Origin of the sequence: Shewanella decolorationis (assembly GCF_004354305.1) — a bacterium.
GTDB classification, from domain to species: domain Bacteria; phylum Pseudomonadota; class Gammaproteobacteria; order Enterobacterales; family Shewanellaceae; genus Shewanella; species Shewanella decolorationis.
Genome location: NZ_CP037898.1, coordinates 149928 through 176328, shown reverse-complemented (window position 1 = coordinate 176328; position 26401 = coordinate 149928). Strand labels below are relative to the sequence as shown.

Sequence of the window (26401 nt, the reverse complement as noted above, 5' to 3'; positions counted from 1 at the left end):
GAACCCCATGGTTAACACGCCGACATCGCCAAATCAGGAGACTGCCGAGCACGCGCATCAGGCGATGCCTCAAGAGGCGACTGCGGCCGCAGCGCCATATTCGGCGACGCACCGTCGCGGTTCTACACTCAAAAAGCGCTTAAAACAAAGCTTGATAGCCACCACTGTGGCTGGCCTGTTAGCTGGCGCGGCGCTAACCATTTGGATAGTCAACAGCCAAACCGAAGCCCTGATCCTTCGCGTCGCAAATTATGCATTAAGCGGCATGGACGGTGAGCTTAGCGATATTCGTTTAGGCCCCATGGGTTTAGAACATTGGCAAATTCGCTCTGCGAGCCTGCGTGTACATGACTCGCATTTAGTGATCAATAATCTTGATATTCAGCTTGAACTCAACTGGCCCAAAAGCCTTGAAGAACTGAAGCAACTTGTCCAAGTCGAGAGTTTGACTCAAAAAATCAAGCGAATTAGCACGGGCGAGATAGACGTTGAACTAGGTGCATCGCTGCTGGAGCGAAGCCCCACCATCGCCGATGAACAAACACCGGCGTTGGCGTTAAATATCAAATCGTTGCCCTTAATTGATATAGGTAAAACCACACTCAGATTAGCGCCGCAGTCAGAGCTTCCCGCCTATCAGCTGGTGATGGATAAACTCAGCCTGAATCATCAAGGTGAATTAACCACGGCATTTAGAAGCCCCGTGGGTGAGCCGTTAGCCGAGCTTGCCGCCACGCTTGGCAACGAACAATGGCGCTTGAAGAGCAAACTGAATATCGCGCAGCTACTGGAAAACCTGCATCAAATTGGCCTGCGCCAAACCCAAGGGAGCATCCTCAACCAATTAACCCTGTGGGATCAACAGTGGCAGCAACTTGGGATAGGATTAAGTGGACAACTCAGTTCTGAGAGTGCAATGACACTCGCCAGCGGCGAAATTACAAGCCGCCACCGCATTCAGCAACCCAGCATCAGCTTACGCCATTTTGCCGACTTAACGCTCGCGCCGCAGCCGGCTTTAGGGTTTGAGCTTAGTGGATCACTTGCCTCACTCAATCTCACCCTTGAGCCCTTTAGCCTTGCGCTTACGCCGAATGCGGCACAGCACACCCAGCTATTAGCGGCACTTAATCAGTCTCTGCAATTGAGCAATGTGGACTATCAAGCGCTCCTTACCCTGCTCTCGGGGCTGAAAAGCACCGAGGCGCCCGTGGGCCTTGGCTTTTCGATGACGGCGCCGCTGCACTATGCACTGACATCTCAAGCGAACACCCATAAACCCATACCGATGCCCGCATTAGAGGTAACCACCCTAGGCAGTAAGCTTGAAACGCGCATTCAGTTGCAAGAGACCCAGTTAACGCCCACGCCAGATGCTTGGAATGTCGCGAGCCGCTGGCAACTGGCGCTTACGCAAACGACCCCGCTGTCGCTGCGGGAGCTTTGGCACGCAGCACCGCAGGATTTCAGTTGGGGCGCGGGAATGCTGCAAACGGCGGGACATGTCAGCGTGGCTCAGTCACCTCAAGGGCTGAATTGGCAAATCAGCACTGCGCCAGTGACGAGTGACTCAAGTGACTCAAGCGACACTCTGCAATTTGCGCTGGAAGATGTGCAGCTACAGCAAACGGCGCAAGCCGCCGAGCATCAAACTAAACAAACACAGTTAAGCCTTGGCAGTATTCAACTCAACGCTAAGGCTCCCATGGCCGCGAGTGCAACCCCGTTGGCGACTCAGGATACGACTCAATCGACCGAGTTTACCTTCAAGCTGCCGCCGCTCTCACTTGCCTTGTCGCAGCTGCGCGTGAGCCAAACGGTAGAGAATCTTGCGGGCACCGCCGCGACCGCAATACAGAGCAGTCGCAACGATATTAGCCTCAAGGCGTTCACCCTTGAGACATCAAAGCCGATGCTCCTCGATTACTCGTCATTGCAATCCATTGCAAATACTATTCAATCGAGTCATTTGACTAATCAAGTTAACTGGCAAGCGCAGCAACTCTTGATTGAAAAGCAGCTCAGCGCCAAAGGCCGAACACGTAAGCAGACTGTGCTTAAACTGGATAATTTGGCACTTGCGCAGACATTAAACTGGCAAAACCAGCGTCTTCACGGCCATGAACAGTGGCAAGTCGGCACGGTTAAGCTGCAAAGCGACCATCAATTACAGTTCGCCGCGCCTCACAAGCCACTGCTGTTAACGGGACAGTGGGTTGTCGATACCAGCATGACAGAAGCGCTATCTTTGCTGAATCAAACCCAGCCCTTGCCCGCTGAGTTAAATGTGACAGGCCATAACCAATTACAGGCACAATTTAAGCTGACACATGAGCCAGAGCAGACTCAATTTGCCATGCAAATTACCCAGTCGATGACAGAGCTGGAAGGTTTTTATCAAGACACGACCTTTGAGGGCGGGAAATTACAGGCCCAATGCGAGTTCACTTGGGGGCAATCCTATAAGGCGCCGCAAGCACCAGGCTATTTCAGCAGTTTAAGCCGACTGAACTGCCCGCAGACCGTGATGACCTTTAACTTGTTCGATCCCGGCTTTCCCTTGACCGATATCGAAGTGGAGGCCGATATTGTCCTCGCCAAGGATGCCGAAAAGCTTCCCGACAATTGGCTACAACAACTCACGGGCTTGAGTGATACCGACGTGTCGATGACTGCTAAGGGCAAAGTATTGAGCGGCCAGTTCTTACTGCCTGATTTTAATTTAAAATTACAGGACAAATCCCACGCCTATCTATTATTGCAGGGCATGAGCCTTGAGGAAGTGCTGCGCATTCAGCCGCAAATTGGTATCTATGCCGATGGTATTTTCGATGGTGTATTACCCGTGGATTTGGTCGATGGCAAAGTCTCGATCAGCGGTGGCCAGTTGGCGGCCCGTGCGCCCGGTGGCCTTATTGCGATTTCGGGCAATCCGGCGGTCGATCAAATGCGTCAATCACAACCTTATCTCGACTTTGTATTTTCGGCACTAGAACATTTAGAATACAGCCAGTTATCCAGTAGTTTCGATATGGATCAAACCGGTGATGCCAAGCTCTTAGTGGAAGTCAAAGGCCGCAGCCAAGGGATTGAACGCCCCATCCACTTGAATTACTCTCATGAAGAGAACATGCTGCAATTATTCAGGAGTCTTCAGATTGGTAACGATCTGCAGGACAGAATCGAAAAATCCGTGAAGTAACAAGGAAACCTCAGTGAAGATCATTCAATTACAGCAAGTGAGTTTAGGTGCATTGCTGCTACTGGCAGCATTGCAAGGCTGTGCGCCAACGGTAAAGATTGAGCCGCCTGACAAACCGATTGTGATTAATCTCAATGTGAAAATTGAACACGAGATAAAAATCAAAGTGGATAAGGAGCTAGATCAGCTTCTATCAGATGATAAGTTGTTCTAATCACTAAAAATTGAGGAATATACAATGAAATCAATGCCACTCAAAACCCTGCTACAAAAGCCAACATTACTGCTGTTGCTCGGCCTGAGTTTATTCAGCTTAAATGCCTTTGCAATGTCACTACAGGAAGCCAAATCCCAAGGTTACTTAGGTGAGCAGCTCAATGGCTATTTGGGCCTAGTGCAAAATAATAGCGAGGCCAAAGCCGTGATGGACGATGTGAACAACAAACGCCGCGCCCATTACGAAACCATCGCGAAAAAGAACAATATCTCCGCCGCCGATGTCGCTAAACTTGCCGGCGAAAAAGCCATCGCCGCCACAGATAAAGGCAACTATGTGCAAAACGCCCAAGGAAAATGGGTTAAAAAGTAATCCGCTTTCTAAGGCTCTAGCGCGTAAAAACAAAACGGATAGATATAAACAAAACGCCTGCATTTGCAGGCGTTTTTATCAAAGTTCATGATTAGTACTTTACAAAAAAGCCAAAATACATTGCATTCTCCCTCTATCCCTTGTGCCAGTATAATATCTATGTGGATCCAAACTAAATCGGGTCTGAATAACACTACGACGGAAAATTGAGACTGAAATGAATTAAGGCCAATATATTGAAGCTGTGATAATGCTAAGTCGCTACCGCACACTACAAAATGATAACGCTAAGGGAAGCAATTTTAGGATTAACATTGATAATGAATCATGACTGACTCACTCGCCACTGAAGCAACAACATGTAGAAATAAAGAAAAAACACTCAAAGAATCTATCCAAGTACTGATAGTACTTTAACCAAGCACTTTAATAGGACAGAAATTCATCATATTTGAGCAATACTACCGCTATTGATATCACTATCAATAAATGACGACCCAATGCAATCAGCTCACATCAAATAAAAAGACTATGAGAACAAAACTATGCTGCAACAACATGGCGCTGTACACGTAGTGGGTGTAAGCGGTTATGCATCACTTTAATAGTTTCAAACTGCACCATAGTTTTTGCGCCGGATAAAACACACTCTGGCGATAATAACATCACTAAAGCCGATTGCAGGGTATTTTCAACGACTAGCACTAACGCACGTTGCTTTTGGCATTTAAGCTCGAATACTTTACCCACATCGCTATATACGCACACATCGCTAGTATCAAAAAACCATGATTTTGGCATTTGGGGCGTTAACATGAAATGGGCCGCAGTAGCGTTAAGCGCTATTTGCACTATCGCAGCATCGGTAAGTGATAAGGTTTTGGGCAACTTATCGAGTAAGCTCATATAGAATTTGGCGTGCGCAATATTAAATTCCATGCTTGATAAGGCATCAGGAATTAATGATTTTGCTTTATAAGCCGTCAGAAATTCTATCTCGGAACCTAACGAAACGCCTAAGACACCATACGAATCGTTATATTTCCAGTGCCAATCCTTTTGTGGCAATAATAACATAACGTTTACCTACTATTTGAACACTGGCACATCATAGTAGATATTTTATTCAATATCAAAATAAAAATAATAAAATACAATTTAGTTAACAATTACTTATTGGATCTATTTCAAGATCCATACTGCGATCTAACGATCATTTTAGATCGCAGTCTTTTAAAAGAGATCTTAGCTTAGATCAATAGATCATTATTTTAAGCGGTAAGCTTCAACAATCTCTTTAATTAATTTCGGACCTTGATAAATAAAACCTGAGTAAATCTGCACCATAGTTGCACCCGCATCAAATTTAGCTAACGCATCTTCGGCACTGTTAATACCGCCCACACCAATGATCGGGATCTGTCCATTTAAATAAATCGATAATTGTTTGATCACTTTTGTCGAGAGCTCAGTTAATGGCTTACCACTTAACCCCCCACTTTCATTGGCATTGGCAAGGCCACTTACACCGTCGCGAGTTAACGTTGTGTTAGTCGCAATCGCACCATCAAACTTGTTTTTAATCAAGGATTGCGCAATATTCTCGATTTCTTCCGTGGTTAAATCTGGCGCAATTTTAAGGGCAATTGGCACATACTTTTTATGCTTTTCGGCCAACTCAAGTTGCTTTGTTTTTAATGCGCTTAATAATTCATCTAATAGATCGCCATATTGCAGCGATCGTAATCCAGGGGTATTCGGTGATGAAATGTTCACTGCAATATAGGCTGCATAAGGATAAACTTTGTCCATGCAGATCAAATAATCATCTTTGCCCTGCTCTACTGGCGTGTCTTTATTTTTACCAATATTGACCCCGACCATAATATCGGTTTTCTTAGCGATCAAATTTTTGACCAGATTATCGACACCTTTGTTATTAAAACCCATGCGATTAATGATCGCTTTTGCGGGTTTTAATCTAAACAAACGGGGTAAATCATTACCGGGTTGTGGTCTTGGAGTCACTGTTCCGACTTCCACATGACCAAATCCCATCGCATGAAAGGCATCGATAGATTCACCATCTTTATCCATACCCGCGGCTAATCCCACTGGGTTTGGAAAAGTCAGTCCCATAAAGCTGACGGGCGCTGGTGCGATATTCTGAGCATAAAATGCATTGAGTGGGCTATTGCCGGTCATTCTCAAGCTGCCTATGGCCAAATTATGCGCTCGCTCAGGATCCATCTGAAACATGACTTTCTGTGCGATTTTATAAAACATGTACTTTCCTCGACCTAAAAAAAGCCCCGGCGATCGCCAGGGCTTCTGATTGTTATAAAAGTTTACTTTTGGCCTTCACAATGAAGGATCAGAAGGTTCAGTTCACGAAGGGCGACAGAGAACTTAGCAAACTCATGACTTTGCGATGTTTTGAAGTCAGCTAGCATATGGAACCATCTTTCCAGCAGGGCTTGATTAGTATCAATCCACTGGGAAATAACGCTCTGAGCGTCACAGGTTGCAGTGCACGTTCTTAAGACCACTGACGTCAACGCACGTTGTTGCCAATCTAACTCTTCCCTAAAGGCTGCACGAGCAAGCGCTTGCCAATGGTTGGCCACGGGTTGTGCACTGATCTGTTCAAGGAACCAGTGTAGCTCAACACGAGCACCGAGTTTGAAATAAGTCTCAGCAACAAGTGCCACAGTCTTCTCTTCTGCCTGCGCAATTTGCGCGATATCGAGTGTAGAGAAAAGAGTGCTCATATTTGCAACGGTAGTCGCAACATCCTGAGGAACATTCTCTTTCACAAGAGCGTTGATCTCAGCTTGGATACCTGCAGCTTCATCTTCTGCTAAGTAGGCATGAACATTGGCTTTCAGTTGTTCAAACACAGGTTTGAAGAAGGCAACAGTTTGCTCAATGCTCCAGCTACGATTGCGATGACGTAGGAACCAGCGGCATGCACGACGCATATTGCGGCGTAACTGGTGCAACATTTCGCCCTGGACCACAGCAGGTACAATACCGTTTAAGTCAGTGATCGATTTAGTTAGTTCAGCTAAACCAAATACTTCGCGAGCCATAGTGTAGCAAATCGCAGCGTCGGCAACTGAGGCTCCAGTCTCATCTTGCATACGTTGAACGAAGTTCAGCCCCATGTCATTAACCAATTCGTTGGCCAATGACGTCGCGATAATTTCACCACGTAGTGGATGCGTTACCATTCTGTGGCTGTACAGTTCCTGAAGTTTTTTCGGGAAGTAGGCAATGAGCAACTGACTCAATAGCGTGTCTTCGGTAATTTCAGGTGTTAACAGTTGTTCTTTCAGTACCATCTTAGCGTAAGCCACTAGCACTGATAGCTCAGGACGTGTTAATGCACGACCATTGGCTAGACGTTCGGCCAGCTCTTCTTCCGATGGTAAGAATTCCAAGGCGCGGTCTAGCTTGCCTTCTTTTTCCAGATATTGGATAAAGCGAATTTGCTCTTTTAACTGCTCGGCACCACGAACTTGAGTCACCGAAATAGTACGGGTTTGATCTTTACAATCCTGAAGTACGATTTGGCCAACTTCTTCGGTCATCTCTTCCAATAAACGGTTACGTTGCTTGAGTGTCAGTTCACCCTCAGCGACTAACGCGTTTAATAGGATCTTGATGTTAACTTCGTTGTCTGAACAGTCCACACCACCCACGTTATCCACGAAGTCAGTGTTGATACGGCCGCCGTTAGCCGCGTATTCGATACGACCTAACTGAGTACAACCTAAGTTACCACCCTCACCCACGATCTTGGCGCGTAGTTCACGACCATTGACGCGCAGTGCATCGTTCGCGCGGTCGCCCACTTCAGCATTCGTTTCGCGTGATGACTTAACATAAGTACCGATACCACCGTTCCAAATCAGATCCACTGGCATTTTCAGCAGCTCTTTCATCAGTTCAGTTGGTGTCATCGAGGCCTTTTCCGTTTCCAGCATTTGCTTCATTTCAGCAGACAATGGAATTGACTTAGATGAACGCAGGAAGATACCGCCACCTTTAGAGATCAGCTTGCTATTGTAGTCTTCCCAGCTTGAACGTGGCAGCGCGAACAAACGGGCACGCTCTTCATAACTGGCCGCAGCATCAGGATTAGGATCGATAAAGATATGCATATGGTTGAATGCAGCCACAAGTTTTGTGTGCTTAGACAACAACATACCGTTACCGAATACGTCACCCGCCATGTCACCAATACCTAAACAGGTAAAGTCGGTAGTTTGACAATCGATACCCACTTCGCGGAAGTGACGCTTAACAGATTCCCAACCACCTCTGGCCGTGATACCCATTTTCTTATGGTCGTAACCGTTACTACCGCCCGAGGCGAAGGCATCACCTAACCAGAAGCCATATTCGAGAGAAATCGCGTTAGCGATATCCGAGAAGGTTGCGGTGCCTTTATCCGCCGCGACCACTAAATACGGATCGTCTTCATCGTGACGGACTACATCCACTGGGTGAACGATTTCGCCGTTAACGATGTTATCTGTGATATCGAGCAGCGCACGGATAAAGATGCGGTAACATTCTTGACCTTCGGTGAAGAAGGCTTCACGACCACCTTCAGTTGGCAGTTGTTTACAAACGAAACCACCTTTCGCACCCACAGGTACGATTACGGTGTTCTTCACTTGTTGTGCTTTTACTAAGCCAAGCACTTCAGTACGGAAGTCTTCACGACGATCAGACCAACGCAGACCACCACGAGCCACTTTACCGCCGCGTAAATGCACACCTTCAACCCGTGGCGAATAAACGAAGATTTCGAATTTCGGCAGCGGACGCGGCATTTCAGGGATCATTGAAGGCATGAACTTGAAGGAGATATAGCTCTTCGGTTCACCCTTAGCATCTAATTGATAGAAGTTTGTCCGCAGCGTAGCGTTAATCAGATCGAGGTAACGACGGATAATACGGTCATCATCTAAGCTCGATACTTCGTCTAAACGTAGGTTGATCTGCTCCATAAACTTACCCAATGTACGGGTCTTGAGTTTTGGATTGAACTTACGGATAAACATTTTTACTAACAAATCAGCGATTTGTGGATAACGGCCGAAGGTTTCTTCGATGTAGGCTTGGCTGAATGTCGCATCGATTTGACGCATGTATTTAGCGTAAGCACGCAGTACAGAGACTTCACGGCCCGTTAAGCCTGACGCCAGAATGATACGGTTAAAGCCGTCATCTTCTAATTTCTTTTGCCACACTTGAGAAAGTGCAGTTTGGAATCTGTCTTGGCTGTCAGCGATGTTGTCGGTATTGGCGACTTTAACTGTCATTAAGAAGTCTAAGATCCAGAAGGTAGAACCGTCTGAGGTCGTCACTTCATAAGGGCGCTCGTTAATCACGCGCAGACCAAAGTTTTCGAGCATTGGCAGTACGTCAGAAAGATGGATTGGTTCATCTTTATGGAACAGTTTTAAACGCACTTTATTGTCGTTCAGTGCAGTTTCCTGCGGTTGATAGAACAACATGCCTAACTTGTGTTCGTCATCCAGCGCTTCAAGTTGTTGCATATCCACAACAGCCGAGCTTGGTAATACGTCTTCTTTATAGCTTTGTTCGAAGGCGTTAGCGTAACGCTTCATCAGATGAGTACCGGCTTCTTCACCTAAGGCAGTGTTTAGCGCAGTATTTAACTTATCTTCCCACGAGCGTGCCGCTTCAATTAAATTGTTTTCAATGGCAGCCACATCTACATCCATATTATTGTTATCAACTTTGACAATGTAGTGAGTACGGGCCAGGGTTGACTCGGAGAAATACGTCGTAAACTCTACATCTTCTTTGCTGTTGAAATGCTGAGCCAGAATACGCTGGGTATCTTGGCGAAGTTTAGTGTTATAACGATCTTTTGAAACGTACACTAAACAGGATAAGAAACGACCGAAACCATCTTTGCGAACAAAGAGTTTCAGTTTATCCCTGTCTTGCATCTCGAGCACACCGTGCGCCGTGTGTGCTAAATCATCCACATTGGCTTGGATTAGCTCATCGCGCGGCAGGTTTTCGAGGATATTCAGCAGGGCTTTATAGTCGTGAGAACGTGGTGTTAAACCTGAACGGTCTAATACGCGCTGGACTTTTTCGTTCAGCAGCGGGATCTCACGTGGGCTGCGGTTATACACGTTTGAAGCGTACAAGCCGATGAATCTGTCTTCACCGACCACATTGCCTTTCTTGTCGAAGCGTTTGATACCGATATAGTCGACATAGGCTGGACGGTGCACGCGGCTCTTAGCGCTACTCTTGGTGAGGATCAGTAAACTGTGGTCTAAGGCTTCTTTACGGGCGCTGTCAGAGAAGCTTGATAATAACAAACCTTGCTCAGGTTGTGTCTTATGCTGCTTATTCATTAAACCTAAGCTAGAGGCCATATTCGGCACTAGCTCGACGTCGCCTTCAACGCGTTTTAAATCGTATTGACGGTAACCCAGTAAGGTAAAGTGATGATTATTAAGATAAGTTAGGAAGTTAATCGCCTCTTCTAACTCTTGCTTCTCACCGGGGAAAGGACGCTTAGGCAGATCTTTAATGGTTTCACTCAGCTTAGCTGACATGGCTTCCCAGTCGTTTACTGATGCGGCAACATCAGCAAGTACTGATTGGATTTCACGCTCTAGGGCTTTGATATCCGCGCTGCTGTTTTGACGATCGATTTCAATCAGGAAAACCGCCACCTGCTCAGTGCTATCAGGGCTTTGCTTCAAGTAGGTTACTTTAGTCACTTCTTGCGCTGAACGCTCAATTGCCAGCGGAGTGTGTAACATCATATGAGCCGTAATACCCATGCGATTCAAGGCCATACCAACTGAGTCTACCAAGAATGGCATGTCAGGCTGGATGACTTCAATGATGGAATGGGTTGATTGCCAGCCGTGTTTAGACTGACTTGGGTTGAAGACTCTGAGGTGAGTTTCCCCCTTAGGAGTTTTGTTTAGTGCATTCCATAAACTTAGAACCGCACCGTACAGATCGCTGTCGTTACGCGCATTAAGGTCGTCTTTCGACATGTGGGCATAAAGGCAGGTCGCGAACTGTTCAACTTGCTTGGCTTGTGAATTAGGGACTTTAGCGTGAATTAAACTGACTACATTTTCAAGTAGTACTGAAGGCATTGCATCTTTCAAGGCCATGTTGCTGTTTCCTTAAGCGTCTATGGCAGCGCTTTTTTTCATTATTTGGATGCTTCGGCTTAACGATCTTAGAAAATTAGTGTGATCCAGATCGTCGCGCGAAGTTTATTACTAAATCCTCTGTATTTCGAGGAAAATTTTAGTGGTACATCCTCTGTAAATCCAGTATTGGCGTAAAGATGGCACAACAGTTGAGCAAAAAATCAAAAAAACAGCGTTTATATTCAAACACAATGGGGAGTCTAAACTCCCCATGCGTATTACCTACTTAGGTTGGCGCCAGAATACAGCCGCTAATGCGGGTAGGATAATTATGGCGCCCAACATATTTACCACAAACATGAAGGTAAGCAGGATCCCCATGTCCATTTGGAACTTAAGCGCCGAGAAAAACCAAGTGCTCACCCCAATCGCTAATGTCAGGCCTGTGAATATCACCGCACTGCCCCGCTCGACTAACGCTTCATAGTAGGCTTGCTGTACTGGCATCCCATTCGACAACTTGGACGACATGGTCGACAGAATATAAATACCATAGTCAACCCCAATCCCCACACCCAGCGCAATTACGGGTAAGGTACTGACGGCTAAGCCAATATTGAGCTGTGTCATCAGCGCCTGCGCCAACGTAGAGACCACGTAGAGTGGAATAATTACCGCCACAGTCGCCTTAAATGATTTAAAGCTGATAAGACAAAGCACAAATACCGCGCCATACACATAAATCATCATAGGTAATTGCGCTTCAGCCACGGCTTCATTGGTCGCCGCCATCACCCCAACAGGGCCTGATGCCAGCTTAAATTGCAGCTTATCATTGTCCATTTTGGCCGCGACCGCTTTCACCTTGGCAACCACTGTCTCAATAGTTTCTGCCTTGTGATCCTGCATAAATAGATACACAGGCATCACAGAGCAATCACCATTTAACAAGCCCGATGTCGTTGGGATCTGGCCAATCGCTTGCACTAAACTGGCGGTAGTACGGGGCAGCACTTCCCATCTTGGGTTACCTTCGTTAAAGCCCGCATTCACTTTTTTGGCTACAGAAGCCAAGCTGACGGTTGATTCAACCCCTGGGGTATTACGCACTAACCATTCAAACTCGTCGATTTGGCTTAATACATCGTGGTAAGTACAGGCCTCAGGGCTAGCTTCCACAATCACTGTCATCACATCGGTGGTGATTGAGAAATGATCTGTGATGAAGAAAGTATCCAAGTTATAGCGAGAATCCTGGTGCAGAGCTGGCGCACCGCCCTGTAGATCGCCAATTTTCATCTGATTAGCCTGTTGCAAACCCGCAAAATACAAGGCAATGGTTGCCACAATCACCACTACCGCGTATTTAGGCGTGGCAAATTTAGCAAGATAACGCCAAACCGCCTCGGCACGCACTTCATCTGCCGTCGGCTCGCACTTTGACGACACGTTAAGCTCAGTGAAGGAAATCACTAAGGGCAACAGGATCAGGTTAGTGAAAATAATCACGCCCACCCCGAGGGAAGCCGAAATCGCCAGCTCACGAATGATTCCGATATCAATGGATAAAAGCGTGATAAAACCGACCGTATCAGAGAGCAGCGCTACCCCACCAGGCACCAATAAGCTACGAAATGCAGAAGCTGAAGCCGCCTTGGTGGTTTGTCCATCAATGACTCGGCGTCTGACCGCGTTGATCATCTGCACCCCGTGACTCACCCCGATGGCAAAGACGAGGAATGGCACCAGAATTGACATAGGATCTAAACCAAAACCAATCACCGTAAGTAAACCGAGCTGCCAGATCACCGCCGTTAAGCTACAGACTAACGGTAAGAGTGTCAGGATGAGTGACTTGGAAAACAGATAAACCATTACGGCCGTGATCAAAATGGCAATCACGAAGAACAGTAATACGCCTTTGGCGCCATCGGCCACATCACCCGCCATCTTGGCAAAACCGATAATATGGATTTTCACCTTATCGGTTTCATACTTGCCCCGAAGTTCCTTCTCCAGCTGAGCGGCAAAGGCGATAGTATCTAAGGGCTTACCCGTTTGTGGATCAAAGTCCATCAACTGGGCCGACACCATGGCGGCACTATAATCGTTGGCGATCAAGCGCCCCACAATGCCTGCTTTTTCAATGTTATCGCGTACCGTATTCAAGCCCGCTTCGGTGGTCGTAAAATCGGCGGGGATCACAGGGCCGCCCGCGAAACCATCTTCCACCACTTCAGTAAAACGGGTCGAAGGTGAAAATAAGGATTTCACCTGTGATCGGTCAACACCGGGAATAAAAAACAGCTGATCGTGAACGTTTTTAAGGGTGTCGAAAAAGTTAGGGTTAAAAATATTACCGCTGGTGTCTTCCACCGCCACCATAATGCTATTCGCGCCCCCAAAATCTTTTTGATGTTTGAGGTAAGTTTGCATATAGCTATGATTAAGCGGAATATTTTTAATGAATGCCGCATCCATTTTTAATTGACTAGCTTGGTATCCCAAAAAAACCGTCAGCAAAATAAAAATGCTCACCACCCAAGCACGGTTGCGGAATAAAAATGACTCAAATCCGTTGACCAGTTTTTCTAACATCTTATCGGCCCTGTTATTGTTGTTTTATCATTTATGGCTTTAGAGTGAGTAGCCCTTGGCTACCCGATAACCACACATTCCCTTGGTTATCTTTGGCAATCGAAACTAAGTTTTCCCCCTGGCGACGCGTGACAATTCTCGCACTATCATCCTGATTTAGCAGAATAACGACGCCAGCATTCCCCACAAGATACAAGCTAGTATCTGAGTTCACCAAGGCGCCATTGATGGATGACTGCACGGGTATTTCAATCTCGTCCCATTGGCCAAGGCTCAAATCTGCCTTAAATACGTGTCCCCTCAATCCCATCACGTAGACAGCATCCTGCAATTGAATGGCATTGAACATAGAGCCGTCGTAATCAAACCCAGTACGGGTAAAGGTTTGGCCCCTGTCGGCCGATACAGCCACAAGCCCCAACTCTCCCACCAGTAACAAACGACCATCATTAAGCACGATCATCCGATTAAAATGTGGCAGTAACGAAGCGCGCTCGGTCAGATAAGCGGCTTGGTCGCTATTCTTTAACTCAGCCAAATAGGACACGTCTTCTTCGGCCAGCAACTCTTCGTGGAATTCTTCTGCCCAAGTCTTGCCACCATCATGGGTTCGATAAAACAATCCATAAGCCCCAATGGCCATGCCGTCCTGCTCATTGAGAAACAGCACATCGAGGAAGGGTTTTTCAATTTCAGTTGACTGCATTTGTAACGACCATGTCTGGCCGCCATCTTGAGTGTGCAAAATAGTAGCATCGTGCCCGACAGCCCAGCCGAGTTTTTCATTTAAAAAGAACACTTTTGTCAGCTGCGCCGAGGTTGGTGTCGGCACTTGTTGCCAAGTGTCTTTCAGCACGAGCACATGGCCACGCTCACCCACGGCAACTAAACGCTGTCCCGCATGGGCAATATCTAACACGAGCGAAGATGCCGCTAAGGGCTGAATTTGCGAGAAAGTCTCAGACACGGCTGAAAATGAAGGGGAAGAAAAGAAACAACCAACACTGACTGCAGCGGCGCATTGAAGGATGCGAAACGACATACAAACTTCCTTAAACTAATGAGGGGCGCTTAGCGCCCCTTATACCGTGGCTGATTAACGAATACCTTCACGACGCAGTGCATCAGGCGTGAAGTTCGCTTCACTCAGTTTGGCATCGAAGTTATACATTCCACTTTGGTTGTCTAACCCCATGGCCAAATAACGACGGGACTGCAGATCGTGGAACACTTCTAAGGTATCCCACTGTGTTGGGACTTCGTAGTAGTTCAAGCCGTGGGCAACCGCCACGCGGTAGAGTTCATCACGGTTGTCATACAGATCAGCAATCGACACTTGCCATGAATCTTCGTCAAGATACATCACACGGGTTTTGTAGATGTGGCGCATACCGTCTTTCAGTGTCGCCTTTACTTCCCATACGCGGTGTTTTTCCCAGCGGATATACTCAGGATTAATATGACCGGGTTTTAAAATCTGATCATATTTCAACTTGTCTGAGTGCAATTTGTAGTCGTTGTAAGGAATATAGATTTCTTTCTTGCCCACAAGCTCCCAGTTATAGCGCACGGGAGAGCCGTTAAACATGTCGAAATCATCTGTTGTGCGCAGACCATCGGATACGGTACCCGGTGTATCAAACGCAACGTTGGGTGCCTTACGCACGCGGCGTTGACCCGTGTTATAAGTCCATGCTTGGCGCGGCAGCGCCTCTTGGTCCATGGTTTCTTTCACTAACAGTGCCGTACCTGCTAAACGAGCGGGCTGAGTCACCACTTGCTTAAAGTAGAACAGCGTGTTGCTGGCCTTTAATTGATCAAGGGTGATTTCAGGGCGGGAATATTCGAAGCGAATTTCCTCAGCGGTTTCCACTAAGGTGTAGCTGCCATCGGCCGTTGGTGCCGCTTGGCTACGTGAAGTTTCCACATCCACACCACGGAAGCGCAGAATATGGTTCCAAATCGCTTCTAAACCATTGGCAGGGATCGGGAATGGAATACCAATCGATGCGCCCGAAATACCGTTACCCTGTGCAACCAGTTCAGCGCGAGTGGCGTTGGCTTTGGTCGCATCATAGACAAATTGCGGTACTGACGCGCTGCGGCGCGTTTTATACACATTCATCTTGTAAGTATCTGGGTAAAGCTCGAACAATTTCATTTGACCAGGAGTCAAAAAATCCTTGTATTGGGCTTTGTTAGCATTGGTAATGGTAAATTCAATTTTATCCTCTGGGAAAGGATCAGGGTGATGCATACCCTTAGTATAACCAGCGACAGGCTTAGTAATACCGCCATCCCAAGCCGGAATAGAGCCATCAGCATTGCCAGCCTTTTCTGCGCCTAATGGCGTCAATTCGTTACCCAGCTTGGCTGCTTCTGCTTCGGAGACTTTTGCCATCGCTGCTGGTGCTACAAGCGCCATTACGACAGCGCTTGCCAATATCGACAGTTTCTTCATTGTTATAGTCCTTTAGATCGAATACTTGATATTGAAAGAAATATAATCACGATCTGACATCGCGTTGGTTGTTCCCACTCCGCCAAAGAAGTTGTTGTAGGATAAGTCCGCACCCCAACGGTTTTGGTATTCAAAATTCAGACCTAAGGCCACTGACTTACGTCCTTCGGTAAAGAGGAACATTGGATCTGGCGTAATACCGTCAACATCGTGTGAGAAAATCAACCGTGGTGACATGTTCACGCCCGCAAACAAGTTGTTAAACTCTGCTTTCGCCACCAGACGGTATCCCCACGCGAAATCTGTTGGGAATGGGTTAGTTTCTGGACCATTGTGCAGGGCTTGGATGATGCCAGGCATATCGGGATTACCGCCAGAACGTGCGGTACCTGGGCCATTAAGACGTAGTTCATCAAAACCTGGCATATCGTGGATCCATACCCCGCCGACTTCAGCCAACATCGTCAAGTTATCTAATCCCAAGGTAGGACCGAATAAATGCGTGAAGGTGACTTGCGCTTGAGTGGTATCGAGGCGGATAAAACCGTCAACGGTTTCGCCAGGCTGTACACCATCAATCTGTGAAATGCCATCGAAATCGGGGCGAATACCCGCATTGGCTAACTGTTGTGGCATACCCGCAAATAGCAGTTCAACGTCATCGATTTGCAGCGGTTCGTCTTGACGGTGAGCAATTTCAGCCCCGACTGAGGTATCGCCCAATGAAGTGTTAAAACTGAAACCATAAAGCTTGATGTCTTCAGGATAAACAATTTGCGCCTTAGAGAAGCTCTTTAAGCTGAGCAGCAATTCGCGGTTAATATCACCCGCGTTTTGACCGAGAACTGCAAGGTCTGACAACAGTGCGCCAGTGCTAAAATCGGCGGCGGTACCGCTGATCAGCGGACGGCGGCTGTGGTAGTTCATAAAGTAGAAACCAAACTCGGTATCGCCCAATTCAGGCGCATAATAACCTAGCTTGATACCATACTGGCCACCGTTGCTTGGGGCTTGCTCATCTTGCACTAACGTCACTTTCGTTGGATAAGCCAGTGCCATCGCCACCAATTGCTGTGTAGGAATCGTTTGACCACTGGCGATCATGCCAGCGAGCTTCTGATATTCCTGCATCACAAAGTCTAAATTGATGTCTGGGTTGGCGTTAAAACCTAACTGTGCGTTTTGATTGTAACCACCAAAGCCGGCAAAATCGTTAGTGGCAAAAATTGAACCGGGTGTTGGCACCCAAATAGGTTCCCAATCATATTGATAGAAAGCTTCTACCGATAAGTTTTCGGTGATCCCCAATGAAGCCCACACCATGCCCTGAGGTCTAAAAGCTTCTTTGAGTTCTGCGCCAGGCGCATTCAGGATGTTCAAATCAACAGGGTTAATCTCACCAATACCATGGGCGATCAGCGTACTTTCACCCCAAGAAACCACTTGGTTACCTAAACGGATAGAAAGAGGATTTGCACCGTCGTTTAAATCAAAGTTCGCATAGACAAAGGCATCCAACAAACGGATATCCTTACATTGCACCTCTGAAGCACGATTATCTTCACAAGGATCGAACTCTTTTCCAGTCAACGGGTCATTGTAGTCAAAGTTGCCATCGTTTAGCTTACGATCGTAAAAATACATACCACGAACGAATAAACCATAATTCTCATACTTTAAGGATAACTCGTGCAATCCTTTAACGATTTCGGATGTAGTATCACCTTGAGAATAAAGTAAATTACTCAAATCGTTGTTGCTAGAGTAAGAACCAGGTTGTGCCCAAATCTCAGCAGAAGTGTACTTGGTATTGCCAAATGCGGAGTAATTTGACCAATCAAACTGCGGCTGGTTTACCTTACCAATTTGTCCGTCCCAATCGCGCTCCCCGACACGCCAACTGGCACCCGCGGTCCAAGTGGAGTCAAAAGTACCTTGAACGTCTCCCCAATCGAACGCAACCGCATTAACATTCGACACCATCAATAAACTCAATGCCGACGCCACCCCCAAAGCAAGCGCCGACTTGTTAAAACTTTTTTTAACAATTTTCATTTTAGCTCTCCGTACCCTGCTGGATTCTTTGTTCTTGGAATTACAACCAACATCTTGTTAGCTCACAGGTAACATCATTGTTACAGCAATTAATCCCTATGAGCAAGGCACAGTTAGAGAAAATTTTCCGAAGAATTAAGCACGTAGACACATTTATGTCATCTTGAGTAAAGATCGGATTTAAATTAGCAAAGTAGTAGATAGGAATGCAGGCGGGGAATAAAATAAAAAACCATATATTTCATTAACATAATCACAAAGAAAATATCATATTTTCATGTTTGTAATTAGTCGACCGTTTAAAGTAATTGCTCTAACCAAAAATCAACAATTTGTTACTATAACTGCTCAAGGGACACAAACTGTCCTTTGTCATCGAGCACAAGTTTAAACTGACCATGGATACCATTTTCGGTCAAAAAACGCCTAAAATGTCGACCATTAATCCAGAGTATTCGCCCATGACGCTCACGCACTTCGACTTTATCAGCAAGACCTTGATAATAAGGCAAAAAATCTTGATAACTTAGCGTTAACTTAAAATACAATTCCATATTGATACTCAAAATAATCTGCGCCTGCTGAACCAAGCAGGCTTTATGGCGAAAATGCGTGACGTTATTCGACTCGCCAAAAAGTGAATAAACTATAAGGACTTACAGTAACTCATAATCTAACTGCTACAGCGCTGTATCACTGCAAAACCTTAGACTCCCCAGTATAACGCGGCTTTCCTTAGGTTTAACTTAACGAGCAAAAGAGTATGACTAAGGTATGCCACTTACCGTGCATTCATCCAAAAGAGCGCAATTTTCCCAGGGTTTAAAAAGGAGTAAAGGTGCTTATTCCAAGGGACTAACACATAGAGTACGCATTGGTAGCCCCTTACTTCTAAGGCATTTTGCCTAGAACTCAACGTTCAAAACCTCTATGTGTTTAGCATCTAAATCAAAGACTCTCACTTTAAGATGCACGACATCAAGCCACAAAATATCCAGCAGTTTGCAAATTTTCGCGGAAAACATCTTAACGGATAAGGGCAGCAAAACGCTGCCCTAGCCCAACTCTTATTGCGCCAAGGCTTTAGATACTTTCTCGAATAAGTCCTTTGAAAGCTCTGGTAACGCCAGTAATCGTGTTAAACAAGCCTTGCTCTTGGCTTGACGCTCCTCATCAAACTTACTGAATTGGATGAGTGGCGTCACCATACGCGCTGCAACCTGCGGGTTGAGTTTATTTAAGCTGATAAGGCATTCAGTTAAAAACTCGTAACCTTTACCATCGGCGCGGTGGAACTGATAAATATTCCCGGCAGCAAAGCTGCCAATCAGTGAACGCACGCGGTTAGGATTGCTCATGCTAAAGCTCGCGTGTTGCTGTAATTGACGCAAGCTATCAATCACCCCTTCCTCGTCATGGGTCGCCTGCAGCATAAACCATTTGTCCATGACCAGCGGCGTATCGCGCCAGCGTGCTTCAAACATTGCCATCAAATGTGCACGGCAAGGTAACGAGCCAACATTTGCCGCACTTAATGCACCGAGTGAGTCGGTCATATTGGCAGCCTTTTCAAACTGCTCAACCACAAAGCTTTCGGCATCACTACTAACTCGGCTCAACCAGTTAAGGCATTGATTCTTTAACGCGCGCGCTTTAGTGCAATCACGGTTTACCAATGAGCGATACAGCGCCGTTAACTCATCTTCACAATAGGCGGCAAGCTCTATGAGCACAAATTCACGGGCTAAGGCTAAGGCATCTAAATCGACCGTGTCGGTTTGCTCAATCAAGGCTGAGGCCGATGGTATGGCTAACATTTCCGCCATCAGCGCCTGATCTAACTGCTCATCGAGTAAGGCGCCTTTGAAACTATCTTTCACTCGCTCATCTAAGATCATGGTGTGATGTTGCTGTAAATGCGCCACATTTTGCCAAATCGCTTGGCTCACGAGCGCCACCGATGCCTCCCAACGCGCGACTTCACTCGAGGCAAAGCGCATCAAATGCACCAGTTGGTCGATTTCAAAGGGATAATGCAATTTAACTGGTGCAGAAAAATCCTGTAGTAAGGAGGCAACGGGTTTATGGCTTAATCCTTCAAAGCTAAACACTTGCTCTGCTTGAGTAAAATCAAGCACTTGATTTACCAGTGATTGCCCTTTCTCATCTAACAGCTCTAGGCTAAAGGGAATATGCAAGGGTGAAGCACAGCCAGCTAAGGTTTGCTTGAGTGTTAACTGATAAGTCCCTGTGTCAGCATTAAAGCTGTCGCTTGCGGTAACAATTGGCGTGCCCGCTTGGCTATACCAGAGACGGAATTGAGTTAGATCGATTCCACTGGCATCTTCCATCGCCGCAACAAAATCATCGCAGGTCACGGCTTGTCCATCGTGACGCTTGAAGTATAACTTCATCCCCGCTTGGAAATGGGCTTCACCCAACAGGGTGTGCATCATCCGAATAACTTCGGCGCCCTTGTTATACACAGTGACGGTATAAAAGTTATTCATCTCAATCACAGACTCGGGGCGGATAGGATGCGCCATTGGGCCTGAGTCTTCAGCAAACTGCTGGTTTTTGATGACTTTAATTGCGTGAATTCGGTTCACTGCACGTGAGCCTAGATCCGAACTAAATTCCTGATCGCGGAACACTGTTAGGCCTTCCTTGAGGCTTAATTGGAACCAGTCACGGCAAGTCACGCGGTTACCCGTCCAGTTGTGGAAGTACTCATGGCCGACCACAGATTCAATGCCGTGGTAATCCTCGTCAGTTGCGGTCAAGGTATCGGCCAACACATACTTGGTATTGAAGATGTTTAAGCCTTTGTTTTCCATCGCCCCCATATTGAAAAAGTCGACCGCGACTATCATGTAGATATCTAAGTCGTATTCTAAATCAAAACGAGATTCATCCCAAGCCATCGACTTTTTCAGGGACGCCATCGCATGGTGCGCTTTGTGTAAATTACCTTTATCGACAAACACCTGCAGTACAACTTTACGATGACTGCGAGTGATAAACTCATCCTGCAGCAGATCGAAATCGCCAGCGACTAAGGCAAACAGATAAGCGGGTTTTGGGAAGGGATCTTGCCAGCGCACATAATGGCGCCCCCCATCGAGTTCCCCTTTTTCAATCAAGTTACCGTTGCTCAGCAGAAAAGGAAACGCCAGCTTATCGGCCTCGATTCGCACTGTGTATTTAGCTAATACATCGGGGCGGTCGAGAAAATAAGTGATATGTCTAAAGCCTTCGGCTTCGCACTGAGTACAGTAGGCGCCATCGGACATATAAAGCCCTTCGAGGCTTGAGTTGGCCTCGGGATCCAGTTGAGTGATGATGGTCAACTCAAATTCATTCAGGCTTGTCTCGATTAACAACTGCCCTTCACTCTCGCGATACGTCGCCGCTTGTCCATCAATGGCCACACTCAATAAGGTCAAACTTTCACCATCGAGCACTAAGGGGTTGGTATGGGAAGATGTGCGTTTAACTTTGCTAATGGCTTTAACCAGGGTGTTTTTACCATCGAGATTAAAATCTAAATCAATAGTTTCAATTGTGAACTGGGGAGCTTGATAATCTTTAAGGTATTTTGCTTGAGCTTGTGTCATGTCGTTCCCTTTAACACTGTTCTAAATAAGAAAAACGCGCCATAAGCGCGTTTTAAGATAAGGTAAACAGGCGTGATAACCGCCTATTTAGTGCCAGCGTTAGCCAGCTTTTTTGCATCCGCCATATCTAAAGTGATATAGGCCGTTTCGTCTAAGAAGGCATCTGGTGCTTCAACGTCATCTTTGTCTTTAATGTCTTCCATCGATTTAACCGCGGCTAAACCATGGGCAACACGACGCTCGTTGGTTCTATCGAGGACTTTCTTCTCATCGGCTTCACGTGAGGCAATACGCTCACTTTCAACTAAGGAGACAGTTTTCTCTTTATGATGCTTTTTAAAGTCGGCAATATCTTGATTGATATAGTTAAACTCAACATCGTTCTGAATACGGGCAAGGTGTTTTTTCTCTAAACTCGCCACTAACTCAGGAGTGATATCGTTGAGAGTACCGTATTGCGCCATCGGCACTTTGTCCCAAGGTAGAGCATTCTTCTCTTCCGCTTCACCGTATTCACCCGGCTCTAAGGCACTTGGGTAAGCAATGTTCGGAGTTACGCCCTTGAGCTGAGTGCTGCCACCGTTGATACGGTAGAACTTTTGGATCGTGTACTGTACGTGACCAATCGGCTTCTCGTACATATCGTAGATACGACCTAGGCTCTTATGCTGCTGCACAGTGCCTTTACCAAAGCTTGACTCACCGACAATCAGCGCACGGTCGTAATCTTGCAAGGCAGCGGCAAAAATCTCAGAGGCTGATGCACTGTAGCGGTCAACCATAATGGTTAACGGGCCTGCGTAGGTCGTCTTGCCATCGTTATCACGGTGGGCAGACACTCGACCATCGGCATCACGCACTTGCACAACAGGGCCCATATCGATAAAGAGTCCCGTCAGTAACACGGCTTCGGTTAACGCACCGCCGCCGTTACCACGTAAGTCGATAACGACACCTTCAACCTTGGCTTCGTTTAACTTCACCAATTCTTTTTCGACGTCCTGGGATAAGTTCATATAGAAACCAGGAATTTGAATCACACCCACTTTACGGTTGGCGTATTCACCGTCTTTCGGCTCGATGATCTTTGAGGTCGCGGCACGGTCTTCTAAACGGATTTTGTCGCGCACTAAGGTCAGATTAAACGGCTTAGCGTTAGAACCGCCCTTCTTAGGTAAAATCTGTAATACGACTTTACTGCCCTTAGGGCCTTTAATCAGATCGACGACATCGTCTAATCGCCAGCCGATCACATCAACAATCTCACCGCCTTCTTGGCCGACACCGACGATCTTATCTTCTGGTGATAGTTTTTCACTGCTGGCCGCAGGACCACCTGCAATCAAACTCTTGATGACAGTGTAATCGTCCTCGAGCTGTAACTGCGCACCAATCCCTTCGAGGCTTAAGTTCATTTCCATTTGGAAACGCTCAGCATTACGGGGCGATAAATAGCTAGTGTGTGGCTCGATACTGCGAGAAAACGCATTCATCACCGCTTGGAACACATCTTCGCTATTGGTCTGAGTCAGACGCTTGATGGCGTTGTTATAGCGCTTTTGCAGAATATCAACGATTTCAGGCCATTTCTTGCCAGTAAGTTTCAGATTCAGCGCATCGTATTTAACACGTTGACGCCATAATTCGTTGATCTCGGCTTGATCTTTTGGCCAAGCAACATCTTCCCTATCGTATTCGTAGGCATCACCCGGCACGGTGAAATCCATCTCTTTGTCGAGTAGGGAGAGTGCGTACACAAAACCTTCGTAGCGACGTTTCTGAACCAAATCAAACATCTTATAAGCAGGCTCGAGTTCACCCGAGCTCAGCATGTCGTCAAACTGATTGATATAAGGTTTAAAGCTGTCGACATCGGCTTGCGTCAGCACATTACGACGGTAGTCGAGTTGCTGCAGGTAGCGGTCAAAAATCTGAGCAGAAAACGCATCATCTAATGCAAATCTATGATAGTGGGAACGAGTGTATAAATCCGTCACTCGCTTACTGGCCACTTTATGCTGCGCTTCCTGCTTGAGAGTGGGTAACTCGCTGATTTGAATAGTAGGGGAAACAGCCCAAGCCGAGAATCCGACAAAAACAGTGGCAATAGATGTAGCCAAAGTGAGTTTTCGCATCAACAAGTTACTCCGTTTGATTAAATGGTTACAGCAGGATATGTTCCGCTTTCACTTTCACAGTTAAGCCGCTATCGAGCTGAACGTGTATATCCTCTTTGTTAATGTCGGTGATCACGCCGGCTACTGGCGTCATACCTAACTTAACATTGACACGTTGCTTCTTCGCCAAGTCAGTCAATTGCGCTTGCACCAAGTTAAGTGTTGGAGCCGACTCGATCTTAGGAGCAGCTTTGACAGGACGTTCTGTTTTACGCGCTGGCACAGCGACTTTTTTAGGGGCTTTTTTCGCAGGCGCTTTGCCAGCAGGTGCCGCTTTCGGTGCTTGAGCAGCACGCTTAGCTTTGGCTTTTTCTTGGCTTTCTTTCAACATGGCTTGAGCATGATCAATATGCTCTTGCTCTAACTCACCACAAGGCTGACCATCAAGATCGACACGCTGTGCACCGGCTTTTACCGATTTCAGGTAGCGCCAGCTGCTGGTGTAACGTCTTAAGGCAACTCGCAGTTGAGTTTTACTGACTTTAGAATCATCAGCCAACCTTTCAGCCAAATCTTGAAACAATCCGATTTTTAATGGCTTAGTTTCACCTTCAGCAATAAAGCACAAAGGAAATGTTTCATACAAATACGCCAAAATTGCGTTGGTGTCGGTCAACTTATCTGTTGATTCCATCATTACTTCCACAGTTTAAAAGGGACATCGAATCCGAGGTGATAAAAATCAGCTTGTTACGAGTCGTTTATCTTGGTTAAGCCCACTTACGAGCCAAAGTACAAATTAGCATTCTCGCCGAGTTAACTAAAGTTAAAAAATATAAGTTAACAATTTTTTACGGCAGAACCTATAAGGCTTATTTTGGCTGTGCTCAACATAAGCCTTATCAGTGCATGCGCTATTATAAGGCGCACGCCACCGATTGCGACTATGAATTATGCGTTATTGTACGCAAATTAAGCAAATAGGCAGTTTTCGAAGCTTTTTACCAATAATTCCAAGCCCTTTTGGTCCTCTTCATCGAAGCGGTCAAAAATAGGACTATCGATATCCAGCACGGCCACAACCTTACCGTCGGCCCGGACTGGGATAACAATTTCAGAATTACTGGCCGAATCGCAGGCAATGTGACCATCGAATTGATGCACATCGGCGACGCGTTGTGTCTGATTGGTCTGCGCGGCGGTACCGCACACGCCCTTCCCCATTGGAATACGGGTACAGGCAACTTTACCTTGGAAAGGACCCAGTACCAGCTGTTCAACACGCATTACGTAAAAACCGACCCAGTTCAGTTCGGTCAAATTATCGTTTAGCAAGGCAGAAAAGTTAGCCATGGCAGCCACTAAATCATCCTCACCCTCGAGTAAGGCCAATGCTTGACTATTCAGTGACTCATAAAATTGCGGTTTCATAAACTTCCTAACGTGTTATTCGACAGCATCGTCCTTTTTAGACGTTTTTTTCGCTGCAGTTTGTTTTGATGGCGTACTATTAACTTGAACGACGCCTTTAAGCAAGTTTGTCAGCTCATCTTTATTGTTAGCAAAATAGAATGCCAGCTGTTCGCTCACGGTTTCATCAATCCCAAGCTGCGCTTTTTGAATAAATGGAATGAGGTTGTCAGCGATATCGAGCATCTTATCGTAGGCATCAGCCTCCTTTTTCGATGTGAATGTCATCTTTTCCACCCCTTCTCTTACCACGACAAACTGTGTAATAACTGCCATGACTGTCCTCGCACTGTTTTTATATACAGTAACCAGAATGACATAAAGTGAACTAGTGATGCAAGTGTTCTGATTATTCTGATATTATGTGAGAGTTTTGCATTATTGAGATGGGTCAAGCAATGTGCTGTCTCACCCTATAATTTGGTTTTATTGCGGACTATTTGCTCTCTTTATAGCTTTGGGGCTAAATTAATATCTTTATATGCATGAAAATACAGCAGAAAACTCTGTAACCCTTTGTCGTTCCTGCGACTTAGCCATTCGAAAGCGCGCCTTACCTACGGGGGTTAGGGCGTTATGTCCGCGCTGCAATACTGCGCTTTATGACACACCATACTGCTCTGTAAACGGCATGTTGGCACTGTGTATTACCGCACTGGTGTTTTACTTCCCCGCCAATTTTTTCCCGGTACTCGAAATCCACTTTTTGGGCAGCATTCGCACCACCACAGTATTTCAGGGCGCCTTTGCGGTGTTCGACCAAGGTTATTGGGTCGTGGGGTTAGCCGTGCTCGCGGCAGCCGTGATTGGACCGGGTTTGTTGATCCTATCGATCCTCAGCCAGATTTTGATCGTTAAATGGGGACTTGGCAGCCCCTTTTGGCGCCATAGCCTCAAACAGTTATTAAAGCTGCAAGGGCTGCTATCTCAGCTCACCATGCTTGAGATTTATGTGATTAGCTTTCTAGTTTCTTCATTTCAATTATCTGATTTTTCGGACATTTACTTCGGGATGGGCACTTTTTGCTTCACCATGCTTTTTTTAGTCACCCTGTTCTTACAGCGGGAATACGATATTGAGCATATGTGGAGTCTACTGATGCAGGGGCACCGCTAA

General features: G+C 46.4%; 17 protein-coding genes. 4 read left to right on the top strand and 13 right to left on the bottom strand.

Annotated features, from left to right (window positions below):
- Positions 1 to 7 precede the first annotated feature (7 nt).
- Genes EYR25_RS00780 through EYR25_RS00770 form a run of 3 tightly spaced genes read left to right on the top strand, consistent with a single transcriptional unit; the run spans position 8 to position 3791 of the window.
- Positions 8 to 3202 carry an intermembrane phospholipid transport YdbH family protein gene (locus EYR25_RS00780; RefSeq protein WP_133178191.1) on the top strand — a complete coding sequence of 1065 codons (3195 nt, stop codon included), beginning with the start codon at positions 8 to 10 and terminating at the stop codon, positions 3200 to 3202.
- Positions 3203 to 3215: 13 nt separating this feature from the next.
- Positions 3216 to 3416 carry a YnbE family lipoprotein gene (locus tag EYR25_RS00775; RefSeq protein WP_011622561.1) on the top strand — a complete coding sequence of 67 codons (201 nt, stop codon included), beginning with the start codon at positions 3216 to 3218 and terminating at the stop codon, positions 3414 to 3416.
- A gap of 24 nt (positions 3417 to 3440) precedes the next feature.
- Positions 3441 to 3791 carry a YdbL family probable chaperone protein gene (locus tag EYR25_RS00770; protein WP_011626323.1) on the top strand — a complete coding sequence of 117 codons (351 nt, stop codon included), beginning with the start codon at positions 3441 to 3443 and terminating at the stop codon, positions 3789 to 3791.
- Between the two features lie 543 nt (positions 3792 to 4334).
- Here EYR25_RS00770 and EYR25_RS00765 read toward each other — a convergent pair.
- The 13 genes from EYR25_RS00765 to EYR25_RS00705 all read right to left on the bottom strand — a co-directional run bounded on the left by EYR25_RS00765 (position 4335) and on the right by EYR25_RS00705 (position 25560).
- Positions 4335 to 4868, bottom strand: a complete 534-nt coding sequence (locus EYR25_RS00765) for a cell division protein ZapC (RefSeq protein ID WP_133178190.1) — start codon at positions 4866 to 4868, stop codon at positions 4335 to 4337.
- Positions 4869 to 5057: 189 nt separating this feature from the next.
- Complete coding sequence (gene pyrD, locus EYR25_RS00760; protein ID WP_023267322.1) at positions 5058 to 6077, bottom strand: quinone-dependent dihydroorotate dehydrogenase; 1020 nt, start codon at positions 6075 to 6077, stop codon at positions 5058 to 5060.
- A 62-nt stretch (positions 6078 to 6139) separates the two neighbouring features.
- On the bottom strand, positions 6140 to 10984 hold the full coding sequence (locus tag EYR25_RS00755) for an NAD-glutamate dehydrogenase (protein WP_023267323.1): 4845 nt from the start codon (positions 10982 to 10984) through the stop codon (positions 6140 to 6142).
- Positions 10985 to 11248: 264 nt separating this feature from the next.
- Complete coding sequence (locus EYR25_RS00750) at positions 11249 to 13564, bottom strand: efflux RND transporter permease subunit (protein WP_133178189.1); 2316 nt, start codon at positions 13562 to 13564, stop codon at positions 11249 to 11251.
- A 31-nt stretch (positions 13565 to 13595) separates the two neighbouring features.
- The gene (locus tag EYR25_RS00745) at positions 13596 to 14606 is read right to left on the bottom strand and encodes a YCF48-related protein (RefSeq protein ID WP_133178188.1); all 1011 of its coding nucleotides are present in this window, start codon (positions 14604 to 14606) and stop codon (positions 13596 to 13598) included.
- 54 nt (positions 14607 to 14660) lie between these two features.
- Positions 14661 to 16025 (bottom strand): DUF1329 domain-containing protein, encoded by a 1365-nt coding sequence (locus tag EYR25_RS00740; RefSeq protein WP_133178187.1) that lies wholly within the window; start codon positions 16023 to 16025, stop codon positions 14661 to 14663.
- Between the two features lie 12 nt (positions 16026 to 16037).
- Positions 16038 to 18080, bottom strand: coding sequence for a DUF1302 domain-containing protein (locus tag EYR25_RS00735; RefSeq protein ID WP_133178186.1), 2043 nt, complete (start codon positions 18078 to 18080; stop codon positions 16038 to 16040).
- Between the two features lie 338 nt (positions 18081 to 18418).
- A complete protein-coding gene (locus EYR25_RS00730; RefSeq protein ID WP_133178185.1) occupies positions 18419 to 18634 on the bottom strand; it encodes a DUF2835 domain-containing protein in 216 nt (71 codons plus the stop codon).
- 513 nt (positions 18635 to 19147) lie between these two features.
- Positions 19148 to 21697: an aminopeptidase N gene (gene pepN, locus EYR25_RS00725; protein WP_133178184.1), complete on the bottom strand. Its 2550-nt coding sequence runs from the start codon at positions 21695 to 21697 to the stop codon at positions 19148 to 19150.
- An 83-nt stretch (positions 21698 to 21780) separates the two neighbouring features.
- Complete coding sequence (gene prc, locus EYR25_RS00720; RefSeq protein ID WP_165953446.1) at positions 21781 to 23832, bottom strand: carboxy terminal-processing peptidase; 2052 nt, start codon at positions 23830 to 23832, stop codon at positions 21781 to 21783.
- A gap of 28 nt (positions 23833 to 23860) precedes the next feature.
- Complete coding sequence (proQ, locus tag EYR25_RS00715; RefSeq protein WP_133178182.1) at positions 23861 to 24508, bottom strand: RNA chaperone ProQ; 648 nt, start codon at positions 24506 to 24508, stop codon at positions 23861 to 23863.
- A 278-nt stretch (positions 24509 to 24786) separates the two neighbouring features.
- Positions 24787 to 25245 carry a GAF domain-containing protein gene (locus tag EYR25_RS00710; RefSeq protein WP_133178181.1) on the bottom strand — a complete coding sequence of 153 codons (459 nt, stop codon included), beginning with the start codon at positions 25243 to 25245 and terminating at the stop codon, positions 24787 to 24789.
- 15 nt (positions 25246 to 25260) lie between these two features.
- A complete protein-coding gene (locus tag EYR25_RS00705; RefSeq protein WP_023267333.1) occupies positions 25261 to 25560 on the bottom strand; it encodes a YebG family protein in 300 nt (99 codons plus the stop codon).
- Positions 25561 to 25765: 205 nt separating this feature from the next.
- Between EYR25_RS00705 and EYR25_RS00700 the strand changes: the two genes are divergently transcribed.
- Positions 25766 to 26401 carry a paraquat-inducible protein A gene (locus EYR25_RS00700; RefSeq protein ID WP_133178180.1) on the top strand — a complete coding sequence of 212 codons (636 nt, stop codon included), beginning with the start codon at positions 25766 to 25768 and terminating at the stop codon, positions 26399 to 26401.

What these genes read in the sequence shown, in the direction of transcription:
- EYR25_RS00780 (WP_133178191.1), top strand. Translation starts at nt 8, where the DNA reads ATGGTTAACACGCCGACATCGCCAAATCAGGAGACTGCCGAGCACGCG.
- EYR25_RS00770 (WP_011626323.1), top strand. Translation starts at nt 3,441, where the DNA reads ATGAAATCAATGCCACTCAAAACCCTGCTACAAAAGCCAACATTACTG.
- EYR25_RS00765 (WP_133178190.1), bottom strand. Translation starts at nt 4,868, where the DNA reads ATGTTATTATTGCCACAAAAGGATTGGCACTGGAAATATAACGATTCG.
- pyrD (WP_023267322.1), bottom strand. Translation starts at nt 6,077, where the DNA reads ATGTTTTATAAAATCGCACAGAAAGTCATGTTTCAGATGGATCCTGAG.
- EYR25_RS00755 (WP_023267323.1), bottom strand. Translation starts at nt 10,984, where the DNA reads ATGGCCTTGAAAGATGCAATGCCTTCAGTACTACTTGAAAATGTAGTC.
- EYR25_RS00750 (WP_133178189.1), bottom strand. Translation starts at nt 13,564, where the DNA reads ATGTTAGAAAAACTGGTCAACGGATTTGAGTCATTTTTATTCCGCAAC.
- EYR25_RS00745 (WP_133178188.1), bottom strand. Translation starts at nt 14,606, where the DNA reads ATGTCGTTTCGCATCCTTCAATGCGCCGCTGCAGTCAGTGTTGGTTGT.
- EYR25_RS00740 (WP_133178187.1), bottom strand. Translation starts at nt 16,025, where the DNA reads ATGAAGAAACTGTCGATATTGGCAAGCGCTGTCGTAATGGCGCTTGTA.
- EYR25_RS00735 (WP_133178186.1), bottom strand. Translation starts at nt 18,080, where the DNA reads ATGAAAATTGTTAAAAAAAGTTTTAACAAGTCGGCGCTTGCTTTGGGG.
- EYR25_RS00730 (WP_133178185.1), bottom strand. Translation starts at nt 18,634, where the DNA reads ATGGAATTGTATTTTAAGTTAACGCTAAGTTATCAAGATTTTTTGCCT.
- pepN (WP_133178184.1), bottom strand. Translation starts at nt 21,697, where the DNA reads ATGACACAAGCTCAAGCAAAATACCTTAAAGATTATCAAGCTCCCCAG.
- prc (WP_165953446.1), bottom strand. Translation starts at nt 23,832, where the DNA reads ATGCGAAAACTCACTTTGGCTACATCTATTGCCACTGTTTTTGTCGGA.
- proQ (WP_133178182.1), bottom strand. Translation starts at nt 24,508, where the DNA reads ATGGAATCAACAGATAAGTTGACCGACACCAACGCAATTTTGGCGTAT.
- EYR25_RS00710 (WP_133178181.1), bottom strand. Translation starts at nt 25,245, where the DNA reads ATGAAACCGCAATTTTATGAGTCACTGAATAGTCAAGCATTGGCCTTA.
- EYR25_RS00705 (WP_023267333.1), bottom strand. Translation starts at nt 25,560, where the DNA reads ATGGCAGTTATTACACAGTTTGTCGTGGTAAGAGAAGGGGTGGAAAAG.
- EYR25_RS00700 (WP_133178180.1), top strand. Translation starts at nt 25,766, where the DNA reads ATGCATGAAAATACAGCAGAAAACTCTGTAACCCTTTGTCGTTCCTGC.